Consider the following 17,889-nt stretch of genomic DNA (forward strand, 5'->3'; position numbering starts at 1 on the left):
AGACGACCTGCTCCGGATATTGAGGCAGGTTATTGTTGTTTCGGAACCAAAAATCGGCTCTGATAACAAAGTATAGGGTAAAACCTCATAACAATTATACAGATAGGAAAAGTAATGGCTTCTTATGCTTCTAAGGTGATGCGCATGGCGGCAATCGCCGCCGCTACTGCGTTGGCTCTTTCAGCGTGTAACAAAGGCACCGATGCGGCGCAAGGTGCAAAAGATGGAAAAGGGCAGCAGGCAGCTGCACAAAAAGAAGCTCCGCCCCCTGTGGTCGGTGTCGTTACCGTCCATCCTGAAACCGTCGCGCTGACGACCGAGCTGCCGGGCCGTTTGGAGTCGCTGCGTACGGCGGATGTCCGCGCCCAAGTAGGCGGCATCATCCAAAAACGCCTGTTCCAAGAGGGCAGCTATGTCCGCGCCGGGCAGCCGCTTTACCAAATCGACAGCTCCACCTATGAAGCAAATCTGGAAAGCTCGCGCGCCCAGTTGGCAAGTGCGCAGGCGACCCTTGCCAAAGCCAATGCCGACTTGGCGCGTTACAAGCCGCTGGTTGCCGCCGATGCCATCAGTAAGCAGGATTACGATGCGGCGGTAACGGCGAAACGCTCTGCCGAAGCAAGCGTCAAAGCGGCTCAGGCGGCAATTAAATCTGCCGGTATCAATCTGAACAGGGCGCGTATTACCGCACCGATTTCAGGTTTCATCGGGCAGTCCAAAGTATCCGAAGGTACGCTGTTGAACGCGGGTGATACGACCGTTCTGGCAACCATCCGCCAAACCAATCCTATGTATGTGAACATCACTCAATCTGCGACCGAAGTAATGAAGCTGCGCCAACAGGTTGCCGAGGGCAAATTGTCGGGCGTGGACGGCGCGATTGAAGTGGGTATCAAGTTCGACAACGGCGAAGTTTATCCGCATAAAGGCCGTTTGCTGTTCTCCGATCCGTCTGTTAACGAAACAACCGGACAAATCACGCTGCGCGCGTCAGTGCCGAACGACAAAAATATCCTGATGCCCGGTCTTTATGTGCGCGTCCTGATGGAACAAGTGGCTGCCGACAACGCTTTTGTCGTACCGCAGCAGGCAGTAACGCGCGGTACGAAAGATACCGTGATGATTGTGAACGCCAAAGGCGAAATGGAGCCGCGCGAGGTAACAGTCGCCCAGCAGCAGGGAACCAACTGGGTGATCACTGCGGGTCTGAACGACGGCGACAAAGTCGTTGTGGACGGCACCAGCATCGCCGCCATGATGGGTGCGAAAAAGGTTACGCCTAAAGAATGGACGCCTGCCGGAAGTGCTGCAGAAGCCGTGCCCAAAGCTGCTTCCGAAGTGAAGAAAGACGTTCAGACGACCTCTGAAGCCAAACCGGCATCCGCAGCTAAATAAGGAAGGCATCAATGGCTAAGTTTTTTATCGACCGCCCCATCTTTGCATGGGTCATTGCGATTTTTATTATCGCAGCGGGTGTTATCGGCATTAGGAGTTTGCCGGTTTCCCAATATCCGTCCGTTGCCGCTCCGACCATTACGCTGACCGCTACTTATCCGGGCGCGTCCGCGCAGGTGATGGAAGACAGCGTGCTTGCCGTTATTGAACGCAATATGAACGGTGTGGAAGGTTTGGACTACATGAGCACTTCCGCCGACTCCAGCGGCAGAGGCAGCGTAAGTTTGACGTTTACGCCTGAAACCAATGAGGATCTGGCGCAGGTGGATGTGCAGAACAAACTCTCCGAAGTATTGAGCAATCTGCCTGCTACCGTGCAGCAATATGGTGTTACCGTATCGAAAGCGCGTTCCAACTTCCTGATGATTGTAATGCTTTCGTCAGACGTACAGTCCACCGAGGAAATGAACGACTACGCACAGCGCAATATCGTTCCCGAGTTGCAGCGTATCGACGGTGTAGGTTCGGTACGGTTGTTTGGTGCGCAACGCGCCATGCGCATTTGGATTGATCCGAAAAAACTGCAAAACTACAACCTGTCGTTTTCTGCGGTAACCAACGCGCTTGCAACACAAAACATCCAAATTTCAGCAGGTTCTATCGGTTCTCTGCCTGCTGCGCCGGGACAGACCATTTCGGCGACAGTTACGGCGCAAGGTCAATTGAGTACGGCTGAAGAGTTCGGCAACATCATTTTGGTATCCAATACCGACGGCTCGAATGTCTATCTGAAAGATGTGGCGAAAGTCAGCTTGGGTATGGAAGACTATTCTTCTTCCACCCGCCTGAACGGTGTGAACACCACCGGTATGGCGGTGATGTTGTCCAACAGTGGTAACGCTTTGGCAACCGCCACCGCAGTGAAGGAAAAAATGGCGACCCTGCAAAAATACTTCCCGCAGGGCATGAGCTGGAAAACGCCTTACGATACTTCCAAATTCGTCGATATTTCGATTGAGAAAGTGATCCATACGCTTTTGGAAGCCATCGTATTGGTATTTTTGGTGATGTTCCTATTCCTGCAAAACATCCGCTATACGCTGATTCCGACTATTGTCGTGCCGATTTCGCTGTTGGGCGGTTTTGCCTTCATCTCTTATATGGGCATGTCGATTAACGTATTGACCATGTTTGCGATGGTATTGGTCATCGGTATCGTGGTCGACGATGCGATTGTGGTCGTTGAAAACGTCGAGCGTATTATGGCGACGGAAGGTTTGCCGCCTAAAGCCGCGACCAAAAAAGCGATGGGTCAGATTTCCGGCGCGGTGGTCGGTATTACCGCCGTCCTGATTTCCGTATTTGTGCCTTTGGCAATGTTCAGCGGTGCAACCGGTAATATTTATAAACAGTTCGCTTTAACCATGGCGGCATCGATTGCATTCTCCGCATTCCTTGCACTGACGCTGACGCCGGCATTGTGCGCCACCATGCTCAAGCCGATTCAGAAGGGGCATCACGAAGAGAAAAAAGGTTTCTTCGGCTGGTTCAATAAAAAATTTGATAGCTGGACACACGGTTATGAAGGCTGGGTTGCCAAAGTGTTGCGTAAGACTTTGCGCATGATGGTTGTTTACATCGGTTTGGCGGCTGTCGGCGTATTCCTGTTTATGCGCTTGCCGACTTCTTTCTTGCCGACCGAAGACCAAGGCTTCGTCATGGTCAGCGTGCAACTGCCCGCGGGTGCGACCAAAGAGCGTACCGATGCGACATTGGCGCAAGTTACCCAGTTGGCGAAAAGCATTCCTGAAATTGAAAATATCATTACTGTTTCCGGTTTCAGCTTTTCGGGCAGCGGTCAAAATATGGCTATGGGTTTTGCCATACTTAAAGACTGGAATGAGCGTAAAACTCCGGGCAGCGATGCAACGTCTATTTCAAACAAGCTGACCGGTATGATGATGGGTACGCTTAAAGATGGTTTCGGTATCGCTATTACGCCTCCTCCAATTATGGAATTGGGTAACGGCTCGGGTCTGACCATCAACCTGCAAGACCGCAACAATACCGGTCATGCCGCATTGCTGGCGAAGCGCAACGAATTGATCGGCAAAATGCGCGAAAGCGGCCTGTTTGACCCGAGCACCGTCCGTGCCAGTGGTCTGGAAGATGCGCCGCAATTGAAAATCGACATCGACCGGGCCGCTGCTGCCGCACAGGGCATTTCGTTCTCAGACATCCGAACGACCCTGGCTTCCTCTTTGGGTTCGTCTTATGTCAACGACTTCCCGAACCAGGGTCGTCTGCAACGCGTGATGGTTCAGGCTGATGCTTCTGCTCGTATGCAGCCGTCCGACATCCTGAATTTGACTGTGCCCAACAGTTCCGGTGTCGCTGTCCCGCTTTCTACCATTGCTACTGTTTCCTGGCAGACAGGTACGGAACAAAGCGTCCGCTTCAACGGCTATCCCTCTATGGAACTTTCCGGCTCTCCGGCTACCGGTGTTTCATCCGGCCAAGCAATGGCTGCGGTACAGCAAATGGTTGACGAAATGGGCGGCGGTTACAGCCTAGAATGGGGCGGTCAGTCGCGCGAAGAAGCCAAAGGCAGTTCGCAAACCTTGATTTTGTACGGCTTGGCGATTGCTTCTGTATTCTTGGTGCTTGCCGCGCTTTATGAAAGCTGGTCTATCCCGCTGGCAGTTATCCTCGTGATTCCGTTGGGTTTGATTGGCGCGGCATTGGGTGTTACCGGGCGTAATACGTTTGAAGCTCTGTTGGGCAGTATCCCCTCGTTTACCAATGATATTTACTTCCAAGTCGGCTTTGTAACCGTAATGGGCTTGAGTGCGAAAAACGCGATTTTGATTATCGAGTTTGCCAAAGACCTGCAAGCGCAAGGCAAGAGCGCACTGGAAGCCGCGCTGGAAGCCGCACGCCTGCGTTTCCGTCCGATTATTATGACTTCGTTTGCCTTCATTTTGGGCGTGGTTCCGCTGTATATTGCCAGCGGTGCCAGCTCCGCCAGCCAGCGTGCCATCGGTACGACTGTGTTCTGGGGTATGTTGATCGGTACGATTTTGTCCGTGTTCCTTGTGCCGCTCTTTTATGTCATCGTGCGTAAATTCTTCAAGGAAACTCAGCGCGAACATGAAATGGCAGTAAAACACGCTGCCGAAGCGGGCATGATTTCCCACGAAGATCAAAATACGGACAACAAGCATTAAGCAAAAAGGTCGTCGGAAAACCTGAAACACGGTTTCAGACGACCTCAAGGAATCCTTATGAACAAAAAGACATACAAAACGGCATTGAGTGCCGTCGCCGCAGCCGTCGCGCTGTCCGCCTGTACCATGATCCCGAAATACGAACAACCGCAGGTTGAAGTTGCCGAAACCTTCAAATACGACACCTTCGACGACGGCATCCGCGCCGCCGACTTGGGCTGGCAGGACTTCTTTGCCGACCCGCGCCTGCACCGCCTTATCGACATCGCGTTGGAACGCAATACCGACCTGCGCACCGCCGCGCTGAACGCCGAAATCTACCGCAAACAATACATGATTGCCCGCAACGACCTGCTGCCGAGCATAAACGCCATCGGTACCGGTACGCGGACAGGCAGCTTGAGTGGCGGCGTTACCCGCAGCGAATACAGTGTCGGTTTGGGTGCGGCAGCGTACGAGCTTGACCTTTTCGGACGCGTCCGAAGCAACAGCCAAGCCGCATTGCAAGGTTATTTCAGCGTAGCCGCCAACCGCGATGCCGCCCACCTTGCTCTGATTGCCGCCGTTGCTAAAGCCCATTTCAACGAACTGTACGCCCAAGAATCGATGGCATTGGCGCAGCGCGTCCTCAAAACCCGCGAAGCCACCTACAAACTTTCCCAAATGCGCCACAAAGCAGGCGTGATTTCCGCCGTCGATTTGCGTCAACAGGAAGCCCTGATTGAATCCGCCAAAGCCGATTACGCGAACTCCGTCAAAAACCGCGAACAAGCCCGCAATGCCTTGGCAACCCTGATTAACCAACCCCTGCCGGAAGACCTGCCTGCCGCGCTGCCTTTGAGCAAACAGTTCAAAATCACCCGACTGCCTGCCGGCTTGAGTTCCGAAGTCCTGCTGAACCGTCCCGACATCCGCGCCGCAGAACACTCGCTCAAACAAGCCAATGCCAACATCGGCGCAGCGCGTGCCGCCTTCTTCCCCACCATCAGCCTGACCGGATCGGTCGGTACCGCGTCCGGCGAGTTGAGCGGCCTCTTCAAAAGCGGTACGGGCATCTGGTCGTTTGCACCTTCCATTACCCTGCCGATTTTCAACTGGGGTACCAACAAAGCGAATCTCGACGTAGCCAAGCTGCGTAAAGAGGCGCAAATCGTTGCTTACGAAGCCGCCGTCCAAGCCGCCTTCCAAGACGTATCCAACGCCTTGGTCGCACGCGAGCAACTCGACAAGAGCTACGCCGCGCTAAACAAACAAAGCCGCGCTTACAACGACTCCCTGCGCCTTATCAATCTGCGCTACAAACACGGCGTATCCAACGCCCTCGACCTGCTTGACGCAGAACGCAGCAGCTATGGAGCAGAAACCGCGTTGCTTGCCAACCAGCTTACCCGTCTGGAAAACCTTGCCGACCTCTATAAAGCACTCGGCGGCGGTTTGAAACGCGAAACCGTTAGCCAACCAGCCGCGCAGCAGTAAGTCTGTTTGAAATAAACGGCATCAAAACGTCGTCTGAAAACCGGCAATCGGGTTTCAGACGACGTTTTATATTTTGGCATGGATACAATATGGATGGATTGGGCTAGCAGGCAGGTATCTAAGAGTTTGAGCTTACGGCAATTCTAAAGTATGACTGACAATCTGAGGTCGGGATTCCTGCTTGCGCAGAATGACGATGATTAATTATTTCCTATTATGATTTATAGTGGATTAACTTTAAACCAGTACGGCGTTGCCTCGCCCTTACCGTACTACTGTACTGTCTGCGGCTTTGTTGCCTTGTCCTGATTTAAATTTAATCCACTATAGCTGTGTGTCTGCGGCTTCGTCGCCTTGTCCTGATTTAAATTTAATCCACTATACTATACAAAAAGGTCGTCTGAAAACTTCAGACGACCTGCTGTTTGATTACGCGGTTAGCTGCCCATCAATTTCAAACGCTGACCCGGGGTAACGGTTCGGGTATTTTTATTCCAACGGCGGATATCGTTGACATCTATGTTAAAGCGATCGGCAATCGTATTGAGCGTATCGCCTCTACGGACTGTGTAAGAAACATTTTGGATATTGTTTTTACGGGTTTTGACCAGATCCGCGCTAACGCGTAACAGCTGACCTTTTCGGATATTGCTGCCTTTGATGTTGTTGGTCACAATCAAATCGGCAACGCTTAAATTGTAGCGTTTGGAAATATTGAACAGGGTATCCCCATCAGCTACGCGGTGCATACCTGCCATAGTTGTCGGCTGGGCAGATGATTGATTATTTGCCCTTGCCAGTCGCGCTTCAGTACGGCTTTGATGCTTGGCAATATTTTCGGCAATACGTTCGCTGCGTGCTTTGGCTGCATCAACTTCTTGATGATGCGCGATATTTTGAGTAACAATAATTTGATCCTCTTCTTCCTTTTGCAAACGTGAATCAACATTGGCAAGCAATGCCATCATTTGGTCAGGTTCTTCGACTGCTGAAGGAGCGGAAGGAGTAGCTGATTTTGCCGATGCCACGACCTGAGGTTCTGTTAAGGTTAAGGCAGGTTGTGCAGGCTCGGCCGCCGCAATGACAGTTGTGTCCGTAGCAGGTTTGGCTTCCGTGGATTGTACGGTTTGAACGCGTTCTACACGGGGTTGGGCGGTTGTAACGGCATCGGCGGCGATAGGGGCAGTTGCAGCTTTGGTATTGGCAACAAAATCAAAGGTTGTTGGAGCAGGTTCTTGTGCAACCGTATTGGCAGGGGCGACGACTTTTTTGACTGTATCGGTTTTGAGTTCTGCCGTTTGAATCGGAGCCATTGTCGGCATATTCGAACGGTAGGTATCCGGAGTATTGTCAGTATCGATGAAATTAATCATATCCTGTTTGGTAGCAGTATCGGTTTGTGCAACCAAAATGGTACGTCCTTCAGACAGCGAATTGCCGTTTAAGCCGTTCAGTCGTTTGATTTCGGCAACGCTCATCCCGGTTTCTGTCGCAATCGTGTTCAGATTGGTATTGCGGGCCGAGGTATAAGCATTGAAAGAGAGCAGGGTTTCGGGATTCGCATTGCGGTAATTTTTTTCGAATGCGGATACGGCGGAAACAGGCAGCAATAATTTTCGGTTGTTTTTCGGGATGAAGACGGGTGCGTTGAAAGCAGGGTTCAATGTCAGCAGCTCGCTCTCGCTGATATTGGCGAGACGGGCGATGGTGCTGTTGTCGATGGGTTTGTCAATACTGACTGTTTGGAAATAAGGTTGATTGGTGATTTCGCTGATATTCATGCCGAAAGTCTGGGGGCTGGCGACAATATTGCGGACAGCCAGCAATTTGGGAACGTAGTTGCGTGTCTCGTTCGGCATGCGCAGGTTTTCGTAAGTCGGCTCCAAGCCTTGTGCGCGGGCACGGTTGACGGCGCGGCCTACATTGCCTTCGCCCCAGTTGTATGCAGCCAAAGCCAAAGACCAGTCGTTAAACAGCCCGTGCAGATATTGCAGGTAGTTCAGCGCGGCATCGGTCGCGGCATATATGTCGTGGCGGCCGTCATACAAAGGTGTTTTTTCCAAGCCGAAATGACGGCCGGTTGCCGGCATGAACTGCCACAGGCCGGATGCGCCGACGTGGGATTTGGCTTTGGTGACGAATGCGCTTTCAATGAAGGGGAGGAGCGCGATTTCGGCGGGCATATTGCGTTTTTTTACTTCGGTTGCAATATGGTACATATAAGGTTTACTGCGCGTGATGGTGCGGTCGAAATAGGCACCGTTTGCGGCGAATTTGCTTTCGTGGCGGCGGACCAGCTCGGAATTAACTTCGCTCATGCGGAAGTCTTTTTTCAATGAAGCCCACAGGCTGCCGGAACCGAAAGTCTTGGCTTTGGCTTGGTCGAGAAGGGCAGAATTGAGCCGCATCATTGCCATACCTGTTTGGTTGGGAGTGGCGTTTTGTGCGGCGGCCGCGCCGGAAACGGCGGATAAACCGGACAGCGTCAGGGCGATGGTTTTCAGTTTTGCCATAGTAGTCAATTATCAATATATATTATTCAGTCTTGGCGATGTTACTGTCTGATTCATGTGAACGTCAAGGATATGAGGGTAATTTACATATGACCGGGGCTTAATGATAAAATTTGTCGCGAAAATACGGCGGTTTGCGTATATATGCCGTCAAAATCAGATTAAGCAAAAGAACATCCTATGATTTCCGAAAATTCCTCCCTGCTCGATTTCGACCGCACCCATCTGCTCCATCCCTATACGTCCATGACCGATCCGTTGCCTGTTTATCCGGTGCGCCGTGCGGAGGGCGTGCATATCGAATTGGCGGACGGTACGCGGCTGATTGACGGGATGTCGTCTTGGTGGTGTGCGATACACGGCTACAATCATCCCGTTTTGAATCAGGCAGTTGAGGCGCAGATTAAACAAATGTCGCATGTGATGTTCGGCGGTTTGACGCACGAGCCGGCGGTGGAACTGGGCAAGTTGTTGGTCGGGATTTTGCCGCAGGGGCTGAACCGTATTTTTTATGCGGATTCGGGTTCGGTTTCGGTAGAAGTCGCGCTGAAGATGGCGGTGCAATACCAGCAGGCGGGGGGTTTGACCGCGAAGCAGAATATTGCGACGGTGCGGCGCGGGTATCACGGCGATACTTGGAACGCGATGTCCGTCTGCGATCCGGAAACGGGGATGCACCATATTTTCGGCAGCGCTCTGCCGCAGCGTTATTTTGTCGATAATCCGCAAAGCCGTTTCGACGATGAATGGGACGAGGCGGATTTGCAGCCTGTCCGCGCCTTGTTTGAAGCGCATCATGCGGATATTGCCGCCTTTATTTTGGAACCGGTCGTGCAGGGTGCGGGCGGCATGTATTTTTATCATCCGCAGTATCTTCGCGGGTTGCGCGATTTGTGCGACGAATTTGATATCGTGTTGATTTTTGACGAAATCGCCACCGGATTCGGGCGTACAGGCAAGATGTTTGCCTGCGAACACGCGGAGGTCGTGCCGGATATTATGTGTATCGGCAAGGGCTTGAGCGGCGGCTATATGACGCTGGCGGCGGCAATCACTTCGCAAAAAGTCACCGAAACGATTTCGCGCGGCGAAGCGGGCGTGTTTATGCACGGCCCGACGTTTATGGCGAACCCGCTGGCGTGTGCCGTTGCCTGCGCTTCGGTCAAGCTGCTTTTGTCCCAAGATTGGCAGGCAAATATCCGCCGCATCGAAAGCATCTTAAAAGGTCGTCTGAAAACCGCATGGGACATTCGCGGCGTGAAAGACGTGCGCGTTTTGGGTGCCATCGGCGTGATTGAGCTGGAAAAAGGCGTGGATATGGCGCGTTTTCAAGCGGACTGCGTGGCGCAGGGCATTTGGGTGCGCCCATTCGGCAGGCTGGTGTACCTCATGCCGCCTTACATCATTTCAGACGACCTCTTGACCGAACTTGCCGACAAAACCGTACAAATCTTGAAGGAACACAGCAAATGAAAGGCGTTTACTTCGTCAGCGGCATAGACACGGACATCGGCAAAACCGTCGCCACCGGCGTGTTGGCAAAACAATTGTTGCAGCAGGGCAAAAGCGTGATCACGCAAAAGCCCGTGCAAACCGGTTGCCAAAACATCGCCGACGACATCGCCGTCCACCGCAACATCATGGGCATACCCATGCAGGAAGCCGACAAACAGCGGCTGACCATGCCCGAAATCTTCAGCTATCCCGCTTCGCCCCACCTCGCCGCCCGTCTGGACGGCAGGGCTTTGGACTTGGACAAAATCCGCACCGCAACGCAGCAACTGGCGGCACAATACGAAATCGTATTGGTCGAAGGCGCGGGCGGATTGATGGTTCCGCTGACCGAAAACCTGTTAACCATTGATTATATTCAGCAACAGGCTTACCCCGTCATTCTCGTTACCAGCGGACGGCTCGGCAGCATCAACCACACCCTGCTCAGCTTCGCCGCGCTCAAACAATACGGCATCAGCCTGCACAGCCTGATTTTCAACCACATCCACGACAGCCGCGACGAACACATCGCCCAAGACAGCTTGGCGTATCTAAAGGGTCGTCTGAAAACAGATTTTCCCGATGCGGAGTGGATGGAGTTGGATAAGGTGGAGACGGACGAAAGGTCGTCTGAAAACGATTAACACATGAAACACATCAATCTAAACCCCATGAATCCCCCTTTGAATTGGCAAGACAAACTTCCCGACGAACTGCCGCAAGGCTGGAACGAACGCGCCGCTGCCTTGTGCCAAGCGCAATCGCTGACCGCCGCCTTACGCGCCTTGGGCGGCAGTTTTGCGGTAAAAGTGCTGTATATGGGCGAACTGGACGGGCAGGGCAATTTGTTTGGCGAAAACCATACCGAAACCGCCGCCCCGCAATTCGTCCGCGACGTTTTGCTGCATCTGGACGGCGTTCCCGTCGTACAGGCGCGTAGCGCGTGCAGCCCGCAATCGCAAGCCTGGCGCGGCGTGTTGGATTGCGGCACGCAGCCTTTGGGCGAGCGGCTGTTTGACGGCACGCTGCCGCTGAAGCGTTCGGCATTTGAGTTTTGTCTGATGGAAAACGCAGGCGGTCAGGATGATTTCAGACGACCTGTCGCTGCCCGCAGGTCTTATTTTGATTGGGATGGCGAGGTGTTGGAACTGACGGAATATTTTTTGGCGGGGTTGGCGTGGATTATGCGCTAAACGTCGCAGCAATATAAGGAAAGGTCGTCTGAAACGGTTTTCAGACGACCTTTTTAATCTATTACAATTTCACCGAATGCTCGCGCGTTTCGTGGAACACGATGTCCGGCCAGCGTTCTTGCGTGAGGCCCAAATTCACGCGGTTGGGGGCGAGGTAGGCGAGGTTGCCGCCTGCGTCTATCGCCAGATTGCCTGCATTGGCTTTTTCAAACTCCGCCAGCTTTTTCTTGTCGTCGCACGATACCCAGCGCGCCGACCAGATGGATGCGTTGTCGAACACGGCTTCTACGCCGTATTCGTTGGCGAGGCGAGAGGTAACGACTTCAAACTGCAACACGCCGACCGCGCCCAAAATCAAATCCGCGCCGCTCATGGGTTTGAAGACTTGTACCGCACCTTCTTCGCCGAGCTGTTGCAAACCTTTTTGCAGTTGCTTGATTTTCAGCGGGTTTTTGATGCGGACGCTGCGGAACAGTTCGGGGGCGAAGAAGGGGATACCGGTAAACGCCAGTTGTTCGCCTTCGGAGAAGCTGTCGCCGATTTGGATGTTGCCGTGGTTCGGGATGCCGATGATGTCGCCTGCGTAGGCTTCTTCCACCAGCTCGCGGTCGTGCGACATGAATGTAACCACGCTGGAGGCGGCGATTTCGCGGTTGATACGCAGGTGTTTCATCTTCATGCCGCGCTCGAATTTGCCGGAGCAGACGCGCAAGAAGGCGATGCGGTCGCGGTGTTTCGGGTCCATATTGGCTTGGATTTTAAAGATAAATCCGGAGAACTTCGGCTCGTCCGGCTCGACCATGCGTACGGTCGCATCGCGCGGTTTCGGTGCGGGCGCCCAGTCAATCAATGAATTGAGGATTTCCTGAATACCGAAGTTGTTAATCGCCGAGCCGAAGAATACGGGCGTGAGTTCGCCGGCGAGAAATTCGTCGAGATTGAACTCGTTGGAAGCCGCCTGCACCAATTCGATTTCGTCGCGCAATTGCTGGATTTCCAGCGGAAAGCGTTGTTCCAGTTCGGGATTGTCGATGCCTTTGATGATGTCGAACTCGTGCGGCAGACGTTCCCCGCCGGCTTCAAAGAGATAGATTTCATCGTTCAGGATGTGGTACACACCCTTGAAGTTTTTGCCCATGCCGATCGGCCAAGTGACGGGTGCGCAACGGATTTTTAAAATATTTTCCACTTCGTCCAGCAATTCCAAAGAATCGCGCACTTCGCGGTCGTATTTGTTCATGAACGTGACAATCGGCGTATTGCGCAGGCGGCAGACGTTCAAGAGTTTGATGGTTTGCGCTTCCACGCCTTTTGCCGCGTCGATGACCATCAATGCGCTGTCCACGGCGGTCAAAACGCGGTAGGTGTCTTCGGAGAAGTCTTGGTGTCCCGGCGTGTCCAAGAGGTTGACGGTGTGGTCTTTGTAGTCGAACTGCATCACTGATGAAGCGACGGAAATGCCGCGCTGCTTCTCGATTTCCATCCAGTCGGAAGTGGCGAATTTGCCGGTTTTCTTACCTTTTACCGTACCAGCGCTTTGAATCGCGCCTGAAAACAGCAAGAGTTTTTCGGTTAGCGTGGTTTTACCCGCGTCGGGGTGGGAGATGATGGCAAACGTGCGGCGGCGGCGCACTTGGTCGAGGATTTCTTGGGACATGGGCTTTCTTTGCAAAAAGGTTCAGGCCGCTTTTCCGACGGCCTGAGGAATGGTTGAGATGGCGGGGATTGTACAAAAAAACATTAATCGGTTCAATGATTAGGGGATAAAAAAGGTCGTCTGAAAGCTTTTCAGACGACCTTCTCTTGGATCGGCATCTTGTTTATTCGGTAATTTCTTCGATTATGGGGCTGTAAGTAGCGCTGTCAAAGGTGGGCATAGGCGGGGGCAGCAGGTTGTTGAGGGTTAGGGCTGCGGGGTTCAGGGTAGGGTAGCCACTGAAGGTTACGGTGTAGCCGCCGTTGGTTGTACTGTGGATTTTGGCATGTGCGCCTAATGGGAAAGTGCTTTTATTGGTGATGTGCCCGAAGGGGAAACCTGTCAGGACGGGGACTTTGGCGGTGCGTGAGACGTGGTTGACGACAGCGGAGAAGTCGTAGCTTGAGTCGTACACATCGCGGATGGTGCCCATACGGAAGTCGCCGAAGATGATGGCGCGTTGTTTTTGCAGGATGCCTGCAAGATAAAGCGTGTTCAACATGCGTTCGATGCGGTAGGGTTGTTCGCTGACGTCTTCGACGAACAGGATGCCGCCTTGGATGTCGGGCATATAGGGCGAGCCTGCGAGGGAGACGAGAACGCTGAGGTTGCCGCCCCATAAGGTACCTTCGACGTTGACGTTGGCGCGTTGGATGGCGGGAACGTCGATAATGTTGACGTTGTTGGTGGTGCCGCGGATGAACGAATCCATGGTGAAGACACTGGGTTCGGGTTTGCCGAATTCGCTGTAAACCATAGGGCCGGCGAAGCTTGCCATATTGCCTTTGGCGAGCAGGGCGAGTTGGACGGCGCAAACGTCGCTGAAGCCGAAGAACAAGGTGCCGCGTTCGCGCATTCTGGCGCCGAGTGAAGCGAAGTCGATTTGCGGCAGGATGCGTGCCGCGCCGTAGCCGCCGCGCAAGCCCATGAGGACTTTGGGTGTTTCAACGCGGCCGGTGGCGACCTCTTGGAAGTCGGCGGCACGTTGGGCGTCGGAGCCAGCGAAGCGTTGATAGCGTCGGCTGCCTGCTTGTTGGTTGGTCACAGTAAAACCTGCGTTATAGAGGCGGGTCAAGCCTGCGTTGACGCGGTTGGGGTCTTCGGCAAAGCCGGAAGGGGCGACGACGCGGAGGAGGTTGTCGCCGGAGCGTGGGGGATGGCTGGTTTTGGGCTGCACGGGTTGGGCTTTCGCTGTGTTGCCGGTTTGAGTGGACGGGGTAACGGTCGTGCCGGTGCCGCAGGCTTGCAGCAGTCCGGCTCCGGCTGCGGCGGAGCAGGCGCGGAGGAAATGGCGGCGGGAGGTTTGCCAGGTCATATGGTTTCCTTTGCTTGGGTTTCAGACGACCTTTTCGGCAGGGGTCGTCTGAAAATCGGTTGATATGCGGTATCCGATACGCCTATTGAGGTCGTCTGAACGTTACGCCAGCAGGGCTTTGACTTGTTCCGTCCAGTGGTCCGGCAGGGTCATGCCGTGTTCGCGGACGGGGGCTGCCCAAATCGGGGCGGGAAAGTTGGCATCGTTTTCGAAGCGGGTGATGACGTGCCAATGCAGATGGGGGACGACGTTGCCCAGGCTGGCAAGGTTGATTTTGGCGGGACGGAACACTTGGCGCATGGCGGCTTCGACTTTATACACCATTTCCATGATTTCGGCGCGTTCGGCGGCTGAAAGGTCGGTCATCTCGGCGATGTGGTCGTTCCAGATGACGCGGCAGAATGCCGGGGCTGAGGCTTCGTTGTGGACGGCGATAACGCGCAGGTTTGGGGTTTGCAGCAAAATGTCTTCGTTGTCGGCAGTGCAGATGGGGCAGGTCATGGGGTTTTCTCGTTTGGATATGAGGGGACAGGTTGTCGGAAATGAGAAAGGTCGTCTGAAAACTTAAATATATCGTTTTCAGACGACCTTCGATGATTTTATTTTCCGCGCATCAGCTCGAAGAAATCGTCGTTGTTTTTGGAATCTTTGAGTTTGCCCACCAAAAATTCGGTGGCCTCGATTTCATCCATCGGATGCAAGAATTTGCGCAAGAGCCACATGCGCTGCAACTGGTCGTTCGGTACCAGCAGCTCTTCGCGGCGCGTGCCGGATTTGTTGATGTTGATGGCGGGGAACAGGCGTTTTTCCGCCATGCGGCGGTCGAGGTGCAGCTCCATATTGCCCGTACCTTTAAATTCTTCATAAATCACATCATCCATGCGGCTGCCGGTTTCTACCAGAGCGGTCGCAATAATGGTGAGCGAACCACCTTCTTCTACATTGCGCGCTGCGCCGAAGAAGCGTTTGGGGCGGTGGAGGGCATTGGCATCTACGCCGCCGGTCAGGATTTTGCCGGAAGTGGGTACAACGGTATTGTAGGCGCGGGCGAGGCGGGTAATCGAGTCAAGCAGGATGACCACGTCTTTTTTGTGTTCCACCATACGCTTGGCTTTTTCAATCACCATTTCCGCCACTTGGACATGGCGCTGCGCCGGTTCGTCGAAGGTAGAAGACACGACTTCGCCGCGTACGGAACGGCTCATTTCGGTAACCTCTTCGGGGCGTTCGTCAATCAAAAGGACGATGAGTTCGACGTCGGGATAATTGGCGGTAATCGCGTGGGCGATGTTTTGCAGCATCACGGTCTTACCGGTTTTCGGCGGCGCAACCAAAAGGGCGCGTTGTCCGCGGCCGATGGGGGAAACTAAATCAATGGCGCGGCCGGTAAGGTTTTCTTCGGCTTTAATGTCGCGCTCAAGTTTGAATTGCTTGGTAGGGAAAAGCGGGGTGAGGTTTTCGAAGAGGATTTTGTGTTTGCAAACTTCGGGATGATCGCCGTTGATGCTGTCGAGACGGACAAGGGCGAAATAGCGTTCGTTGTCTTTGGGTACGCGCACGCTGCCTTCGATGGTGTCGCCCGTATGCAGGTTGAAGCGGCGGATTTGCGTGGGTGAGACGTAGATGTCGTCGGGACCTGCGAGGTAGGAAGTGTCTGCGCTGCGTAAAAAGCCAAAGCCGTCGGGCAGGATTTCGAGCGTGCCGGAGCAGGTGAAGCTTTCGCCCTGCTTCATCATTTGTCGGACAATGGCGAATACGAGGTCTTGTTTGCGGAAACGGTTGGCGTTTTCAATGCCGTGTTCTTCTGCCATTTCCAAGAGCTTGGAAATGTGTAGGGTTTGTAGTTCTGAAACGTGCATGATTTTTGACAGTTGTATTGGAAAAGATGGGATTCGGAAGACAGAGGTCGTCTGAAAAGATTGGTGTACGGAACGTACGGTGATTTTTGAGAAACCTGAATTGTAGGCAGTCGGAGGACGGGTGTCAAATTTAGGCGGGACAAGGTTTGTATGGCATAGGTTTTGTTGCATGACTGGTAACATCGAATTGAAAAAGTCGTCTGAAATAGGTTTCAGACGACTTTGATAAGAAATAACCATCTTCTACTGAAAGATTAGTATTTGTTCAGACGATCTTTGGGAAAAATACTGCGATAGGCGGTGTATATGCCGATCATTGCTACAGGGTAGAGAACCAGGTAAGTAATCAATAAGAAGATGAAGAACAAAATAAGGAAAGGGCCGGAGAGCGCGGTTGATTGCTGCATCGATGCTTCTGTTGCAGATACGGAAAGCATAACTGTCATAAATATGAACCAAAACGCGATACCGATACCCAGCCAAATTAAGCCGTATACAAGCAGGGCGGGGATGTTGCGGCGGCAGGCATTGAAGCTGGCCTTAATGGCGGCAACAGGGTTCATATCCTCCAACATGACAAAGGCGGGAGCCAGCCAAAACATCATGGAGTAAATGGCGATAATAACCAACAGGATAATAAATAAAATCGGAAAGGCCGGCATAAAGTCTGCCCTTAAGAAATTTCCGTTGGCGAATATGCCGAAAGGAATAACAACGGCCAAAGCTAAAAGCAGGCATACGACGATACTCAGCAGTAAAAGAATCAGGAATGCTCCGCTTTTTTTAATCGAAAATCCGGCAAACAGAGAGCCGAAGTTGAAATTCTTACCTTGCGCGGTTTGGGCTGCAAGCAGCACGATACCGCCGAGGAAACAAAAGCCCACCCAATAGAAAAACAGATTGAAGAGCAATTCTCGGATTATTATGGTTGAGGTGAAATCATTGAAATCATTGAAATCATTGAAATCAGCGGGCGGGCTTTCAACGCCTAGCAAACCGAATAGAAAACCTACAAAGAGCGGAATAAGGCTGACTAAAATAATTGCGCCCATCCATTTGAATTTGTTTTTACTGAAAATACGCCATGAGTCGGTAAACCAGCTTACTCCTTCGCCTGCGCGCAGACGTTTGGGTTCGTTGACGGAGTTTTGGGGGGTGATAGGGTGCTGGGAAGGTTGCAGTGTTTCCATAAAAATAATTTCCAAGTTTACAGATGAGAAAGGCTATCATTATATCATAAGTGTATATGGTTATTTGTTGAGAGTTTGACAAAAGGTCGTCTGAAAATTTTTCAGACGACCTTTGTGTTTGGCATGAGGCAGTTTATAGCGTACCAAGATAAATTGCAGATGGGTTATTGGGCGATATGTTTCGAAATCTATCGGCAGACGGTTTTCTGTTTTGGGAAGGATACGCTTAAAGAAACGATGGCGGCTTGCTGTCTGTCAGCTGAACCAAAAGCGGAAAACCAAATAAAAAACCAATGCCAATACGCCTGCCCAAACGATCAGCATAAATCCTGCAACGGCCTGCCCTAATCGGTAAACGGGATTTTTACGTTCGTCTTCGGGCAGGGAAGGTTGGGTGTTTTTAGGTTCGGTCATGTTGTCGGCTCCCGTCGGTAATCGGATAGAGGCGTAAGGTTACGCCGTGGCGGGGAAAGATTCAAGTTTGCTGCATTTTTACAGCGGGAGACCTTTGCAAAATTCTCCCCAAATCCC

Annotated in this window: 13 protein-coding genes; 6 read left to right on the forward strand and 7 right to left on the reverse strand. The window is 52.7% G+C overall.

The window, feature by feature from the left end:
* Positions 1-114 precede the first annotated feature (114 nt).
* From HMPREF2907_RS06780 to HMPREF2907_RS06790, 3 genes are read left to right on the forward strand one after another with little or no spacing between them, the layout of a single operon-like run.
* The gene (locus tag HMPREF2907_RS06780; protein ID WP_070681483.1) at positions 115-1,395 is read left to right on the forward strand and encodes an efflux RND transporter periplasmic adaptor subunit; all 1,281 of its coding nucleotides are present in this window, start codon (positions 115-117) and stop codon (positions 1,393-1,395) included.
* A gap of 11 nt (positions 1,396-1,406) precedes the next feature.
* On the forward strand, positions 1,407-4,622 hold the full coding sequence (locus tag HMPREF2907_RS06785) for an efflux RND transporter permease subunit (protein WP_070681485.1): 3,216 nt from the start codon (positions 1,407-1,409) through the stop codon (positions 4,620-4,622).
* Between the two features lie 57 nt (positions 4,623-4,679).
* On the forward strand, positions 4,680-6,098 hold the full coding sequence (locus HMPREF2907_RS06790; RefSeq protein WP_070681488.1) for an efflux transporter outer membrane subunit: 1,419 nt from the start codon (positions 4,680-4,682) through the stop codon (positions 6,096-6,098).
* Positions 6,099-6,535: 437 nt separating this feature from the next.
* On the opposite strand, the gene HMPREF2907_RS06795 is transcribed toward HMPREF2907_RS06790, so the two are convergent.
* Positions 6,536-8,611, reverse strand: coding sequence for a LysM peptidoglycan-binding domain-containing protein (locus HMPREF2907_RS06795; RefSeq protein ID WP_070681491.1), 2,076 nt, complete (start codon positions 8,609-8,611; stop codon positions 6,536-6,538).
* Positions 8,612-8,791: 180 nt separating this feature from the next.
* Between HMPREF2907_RS06795 and bioA the strand changes: the two genes are divergently transcribed.
* The 3 genes from bioA to HMPREF2907_RS06810 are packed head-to-tail and all read left to right on the forward strand — an operon-like array spanning position 8,792 to position 11,298.
* Positions 8,792-10,084 carry an adenosylmethionine--8-amino-7-oxononanoate transaminase gene (gene bioA / locus HMPREF2907_RS06800; protein WP_070681494.1) on the forward strand — a complete coding sequence of 431 codons (1,293 nt, stop codon included), beginning with the start codon at positions 8,792-8,794 and terminating at the stop codon, positions 10,082-10,084.
* Complete coding sequence (gene bioD, locus HMPREF2907_RS06805) at positions 10,081-10,749, forward strand: dethiobiotin synthase (protein WP_070681496.1); 669 nt, start codon at positions 10,081-10,083, stop codon at positions 10,747-10,749. The genes bioA and bioD overlap by 4 nt, the downstream gene beginning before the upstream one ends.
* A 3-nt stretch (positions 10,750-10,752) precedes the next feature.
* Entirely contained in the window at positions 10,753-11,298 is a 546-nt protein-coding gene (locus HMPREF2907_RS06810; RefSeq protein ID WP_083310699.1) for a chorismate--pyruvate lyase family protein, read from the forward strand.
* A gap of 61 nt (positions 11,299-11,359) precedes the next feature.
* Here HMPREF2907_RS06810 and HMPREF2907_RS06815 read toward each other — a convergent pair whose 3' ends face one another.
* From HMPREF2907_RS06815 to HMPREF2907_RS12950, 6 genes are all read right to left on the reverse strand, one after another.
* Positions 11,360-12,955, reverse strand: a complete 1,596-nt coding sequence (locus HMPREF2907_RS06815; protein WP_003741574.1) for a peptide chain release factor 3 — start codon at positions 12,953-12,955, stop codon at positions 11,360-11,362.
* A gap of 163 nt (positions 12,956-13,118) precedes the next feature.
* On the reverse strand, positions 13,119-14,309 hold the full coding sequence (locus HMPREF2907_RS06820) for an LD-carboxypeptidase (protein ID WP_070681498.1): 1,191 nt from the start codon (positions 14,307-14,309) through the stop codon (positions 13,119-13,121).
* Positions 14,310-14,411: 102 nt separating this feature from the next.
* Positions 14,412-14,810 carry an HIT family protein gene (locus HMPREF2907_RS06825; protein WP_070681501.1) on the reverse strand — a complete coding sequence of 133 codons (399 nt, stop codon included), beginning with the start codon at positions 14,808-14,810 and terminating at the stop codon, positions 14,412-14,414.
* A gap of 98 nt (positions 14,811-14,908) precedes the next feature.
* Positions 14,909-16,168, reverse strand: a complete 1,260-nt coding sequence (gene rho / locus HMPREF2907_RS06830) for a transcription termination factor Rho (RefSeq protein ID WP_003741568.1) — start codon at positions 16,166-16,168, stop codon at positions 14,909-14,911.
* Between the two features lie 254 nt (positions 16,169-16,422).
* Positions 16,423-17,220: a BPSS1780 family membrane protein gene (locus tag HMPREF2907_RS06835; RefSeq protein ID WP_318259037.1), complete on the reverse strand. Its 798-nt coding sequence runs from the start codon at positions 17,218-17,220 to the stop codon at positions 16,423-16,425.
* 393 nt (positions 17,221-17,613) lie between these two features.
* Entirely contained in the window at positions 17,614-17,772 is a 159-nt protein-coding gene (locus HMPREF2907_RS12950; protein ID WP_045073975.1) for a hypothetical protein, read from the reverse strand.
* Positions 17,773-17,889: the final 117 nt, after the last annotated feature.

It is taken from the genome of Neisseria sp. HMSC055H02 (assembly GCF_001813335.1).
Taxonomy (GTDB): domain Bacteria; phylum Pseudomonadota; class Gammaproteobacteria; order Burkholderiales; family Neisseriaceae; genus Neisseria; species Neisseria sicca_C.

Excerpts from the sequence above, each read along its gene's own strand:
- rho (WP_003741568.1), bottom strand. The coding sequence starts at position 16,168 with ATGCACGTTTCAGAACTACAAACCCTACACATTTCCAAGCTCTTGGAA.
- HMPREF2907_RS12950 (WP_045073975.1), bottom strand. The coding sequence starts at position 17,772 with ATGACCGAACCTAAAAACACCCAACCTTCCCTGCCCGAAGACGAACGT.
- HMPREF2907_RS06835 (WP_318259037.1), bottom strand. The coding sequence starts at position 17,220 with ATGGGCGCAATTATTTTAGTCAGCCTTATTCCGCTCTTTGTAGGTTTT.
- HMPREF2907_RS06820 (WP_070681498.1), bottom strand. The coding sequence starts at position 14,309 with ATGACCTGGCAAACCTCCCGCCGCCATTTCCTCCGCGCCTGCTCCGCC.
- HMPREF2907_RS06810 (WP_083310699.1), top strand. The coding sequence starts at position 10,753 with ATGAAACACATCAATCTAAACCCCATGAATCCCCCTTTGAATTGGCAA.
- HMPREF2907_RS06785 (WP_070681485.1), top strand. The coding sequence starts at position 1,407 with ATGGCTAAGTTTTTTATCGACCGCCCCATCTTTGCATGGGTCATTGCG.
- HMPREF2907_RS06780 (WP_070681483.1), top strand. The coding sequence starts at position 115 with ATGGCTTCTTATGCTTCTAAGGTGATGCGCATGGCGGCAATCGCCGCC.
- bioA (WP_070681494.1), top strand. The coding sequence starts at position 8,792 with ATGATTTCCGAAAATTCCTCCCTGCTCGATTTCGACCGCACCCATCTG.
- HMPREF2907_RS06825 (WP_070681501.1), bottom strand. The coding sequence starts at position 14,810 with ATGACCTGCCCCATCTGCACTGCCGACAACGAAGACATTTTGCTGCAA.
- bioD (WP_070681496.1), top strand. The coding sequence starts at position 10,081 with ATGAAAGGCGTTTACTTCGTCAGCGGCATAGACACGGACATCGGCAAA.
- HMPREF2907_RS06795 (WP_070681491.1), bottom strand. The coding sequence starts at position 8,611 with ATGGCAAAACTGAAAACCATCGCCCTGACGCTGTCCGGTTTATCCGCC.
- HMPREF2907_RS06815 (WP_003741574.1), bottom strand. The coding sequence starts at position 12,955 with ATGTCCCAAGAAATCCTCGACCAAGTGCGCCGCCGCCGCACGTTTGCC.
- HMPREF2907_RS06790 (WP_070681488.1), top strand. The coding sequence starts at position 4,680 with ATGAACAAAAAGACATACAAAACGGCATTGAGTGCCGTCGCCGCAGCC.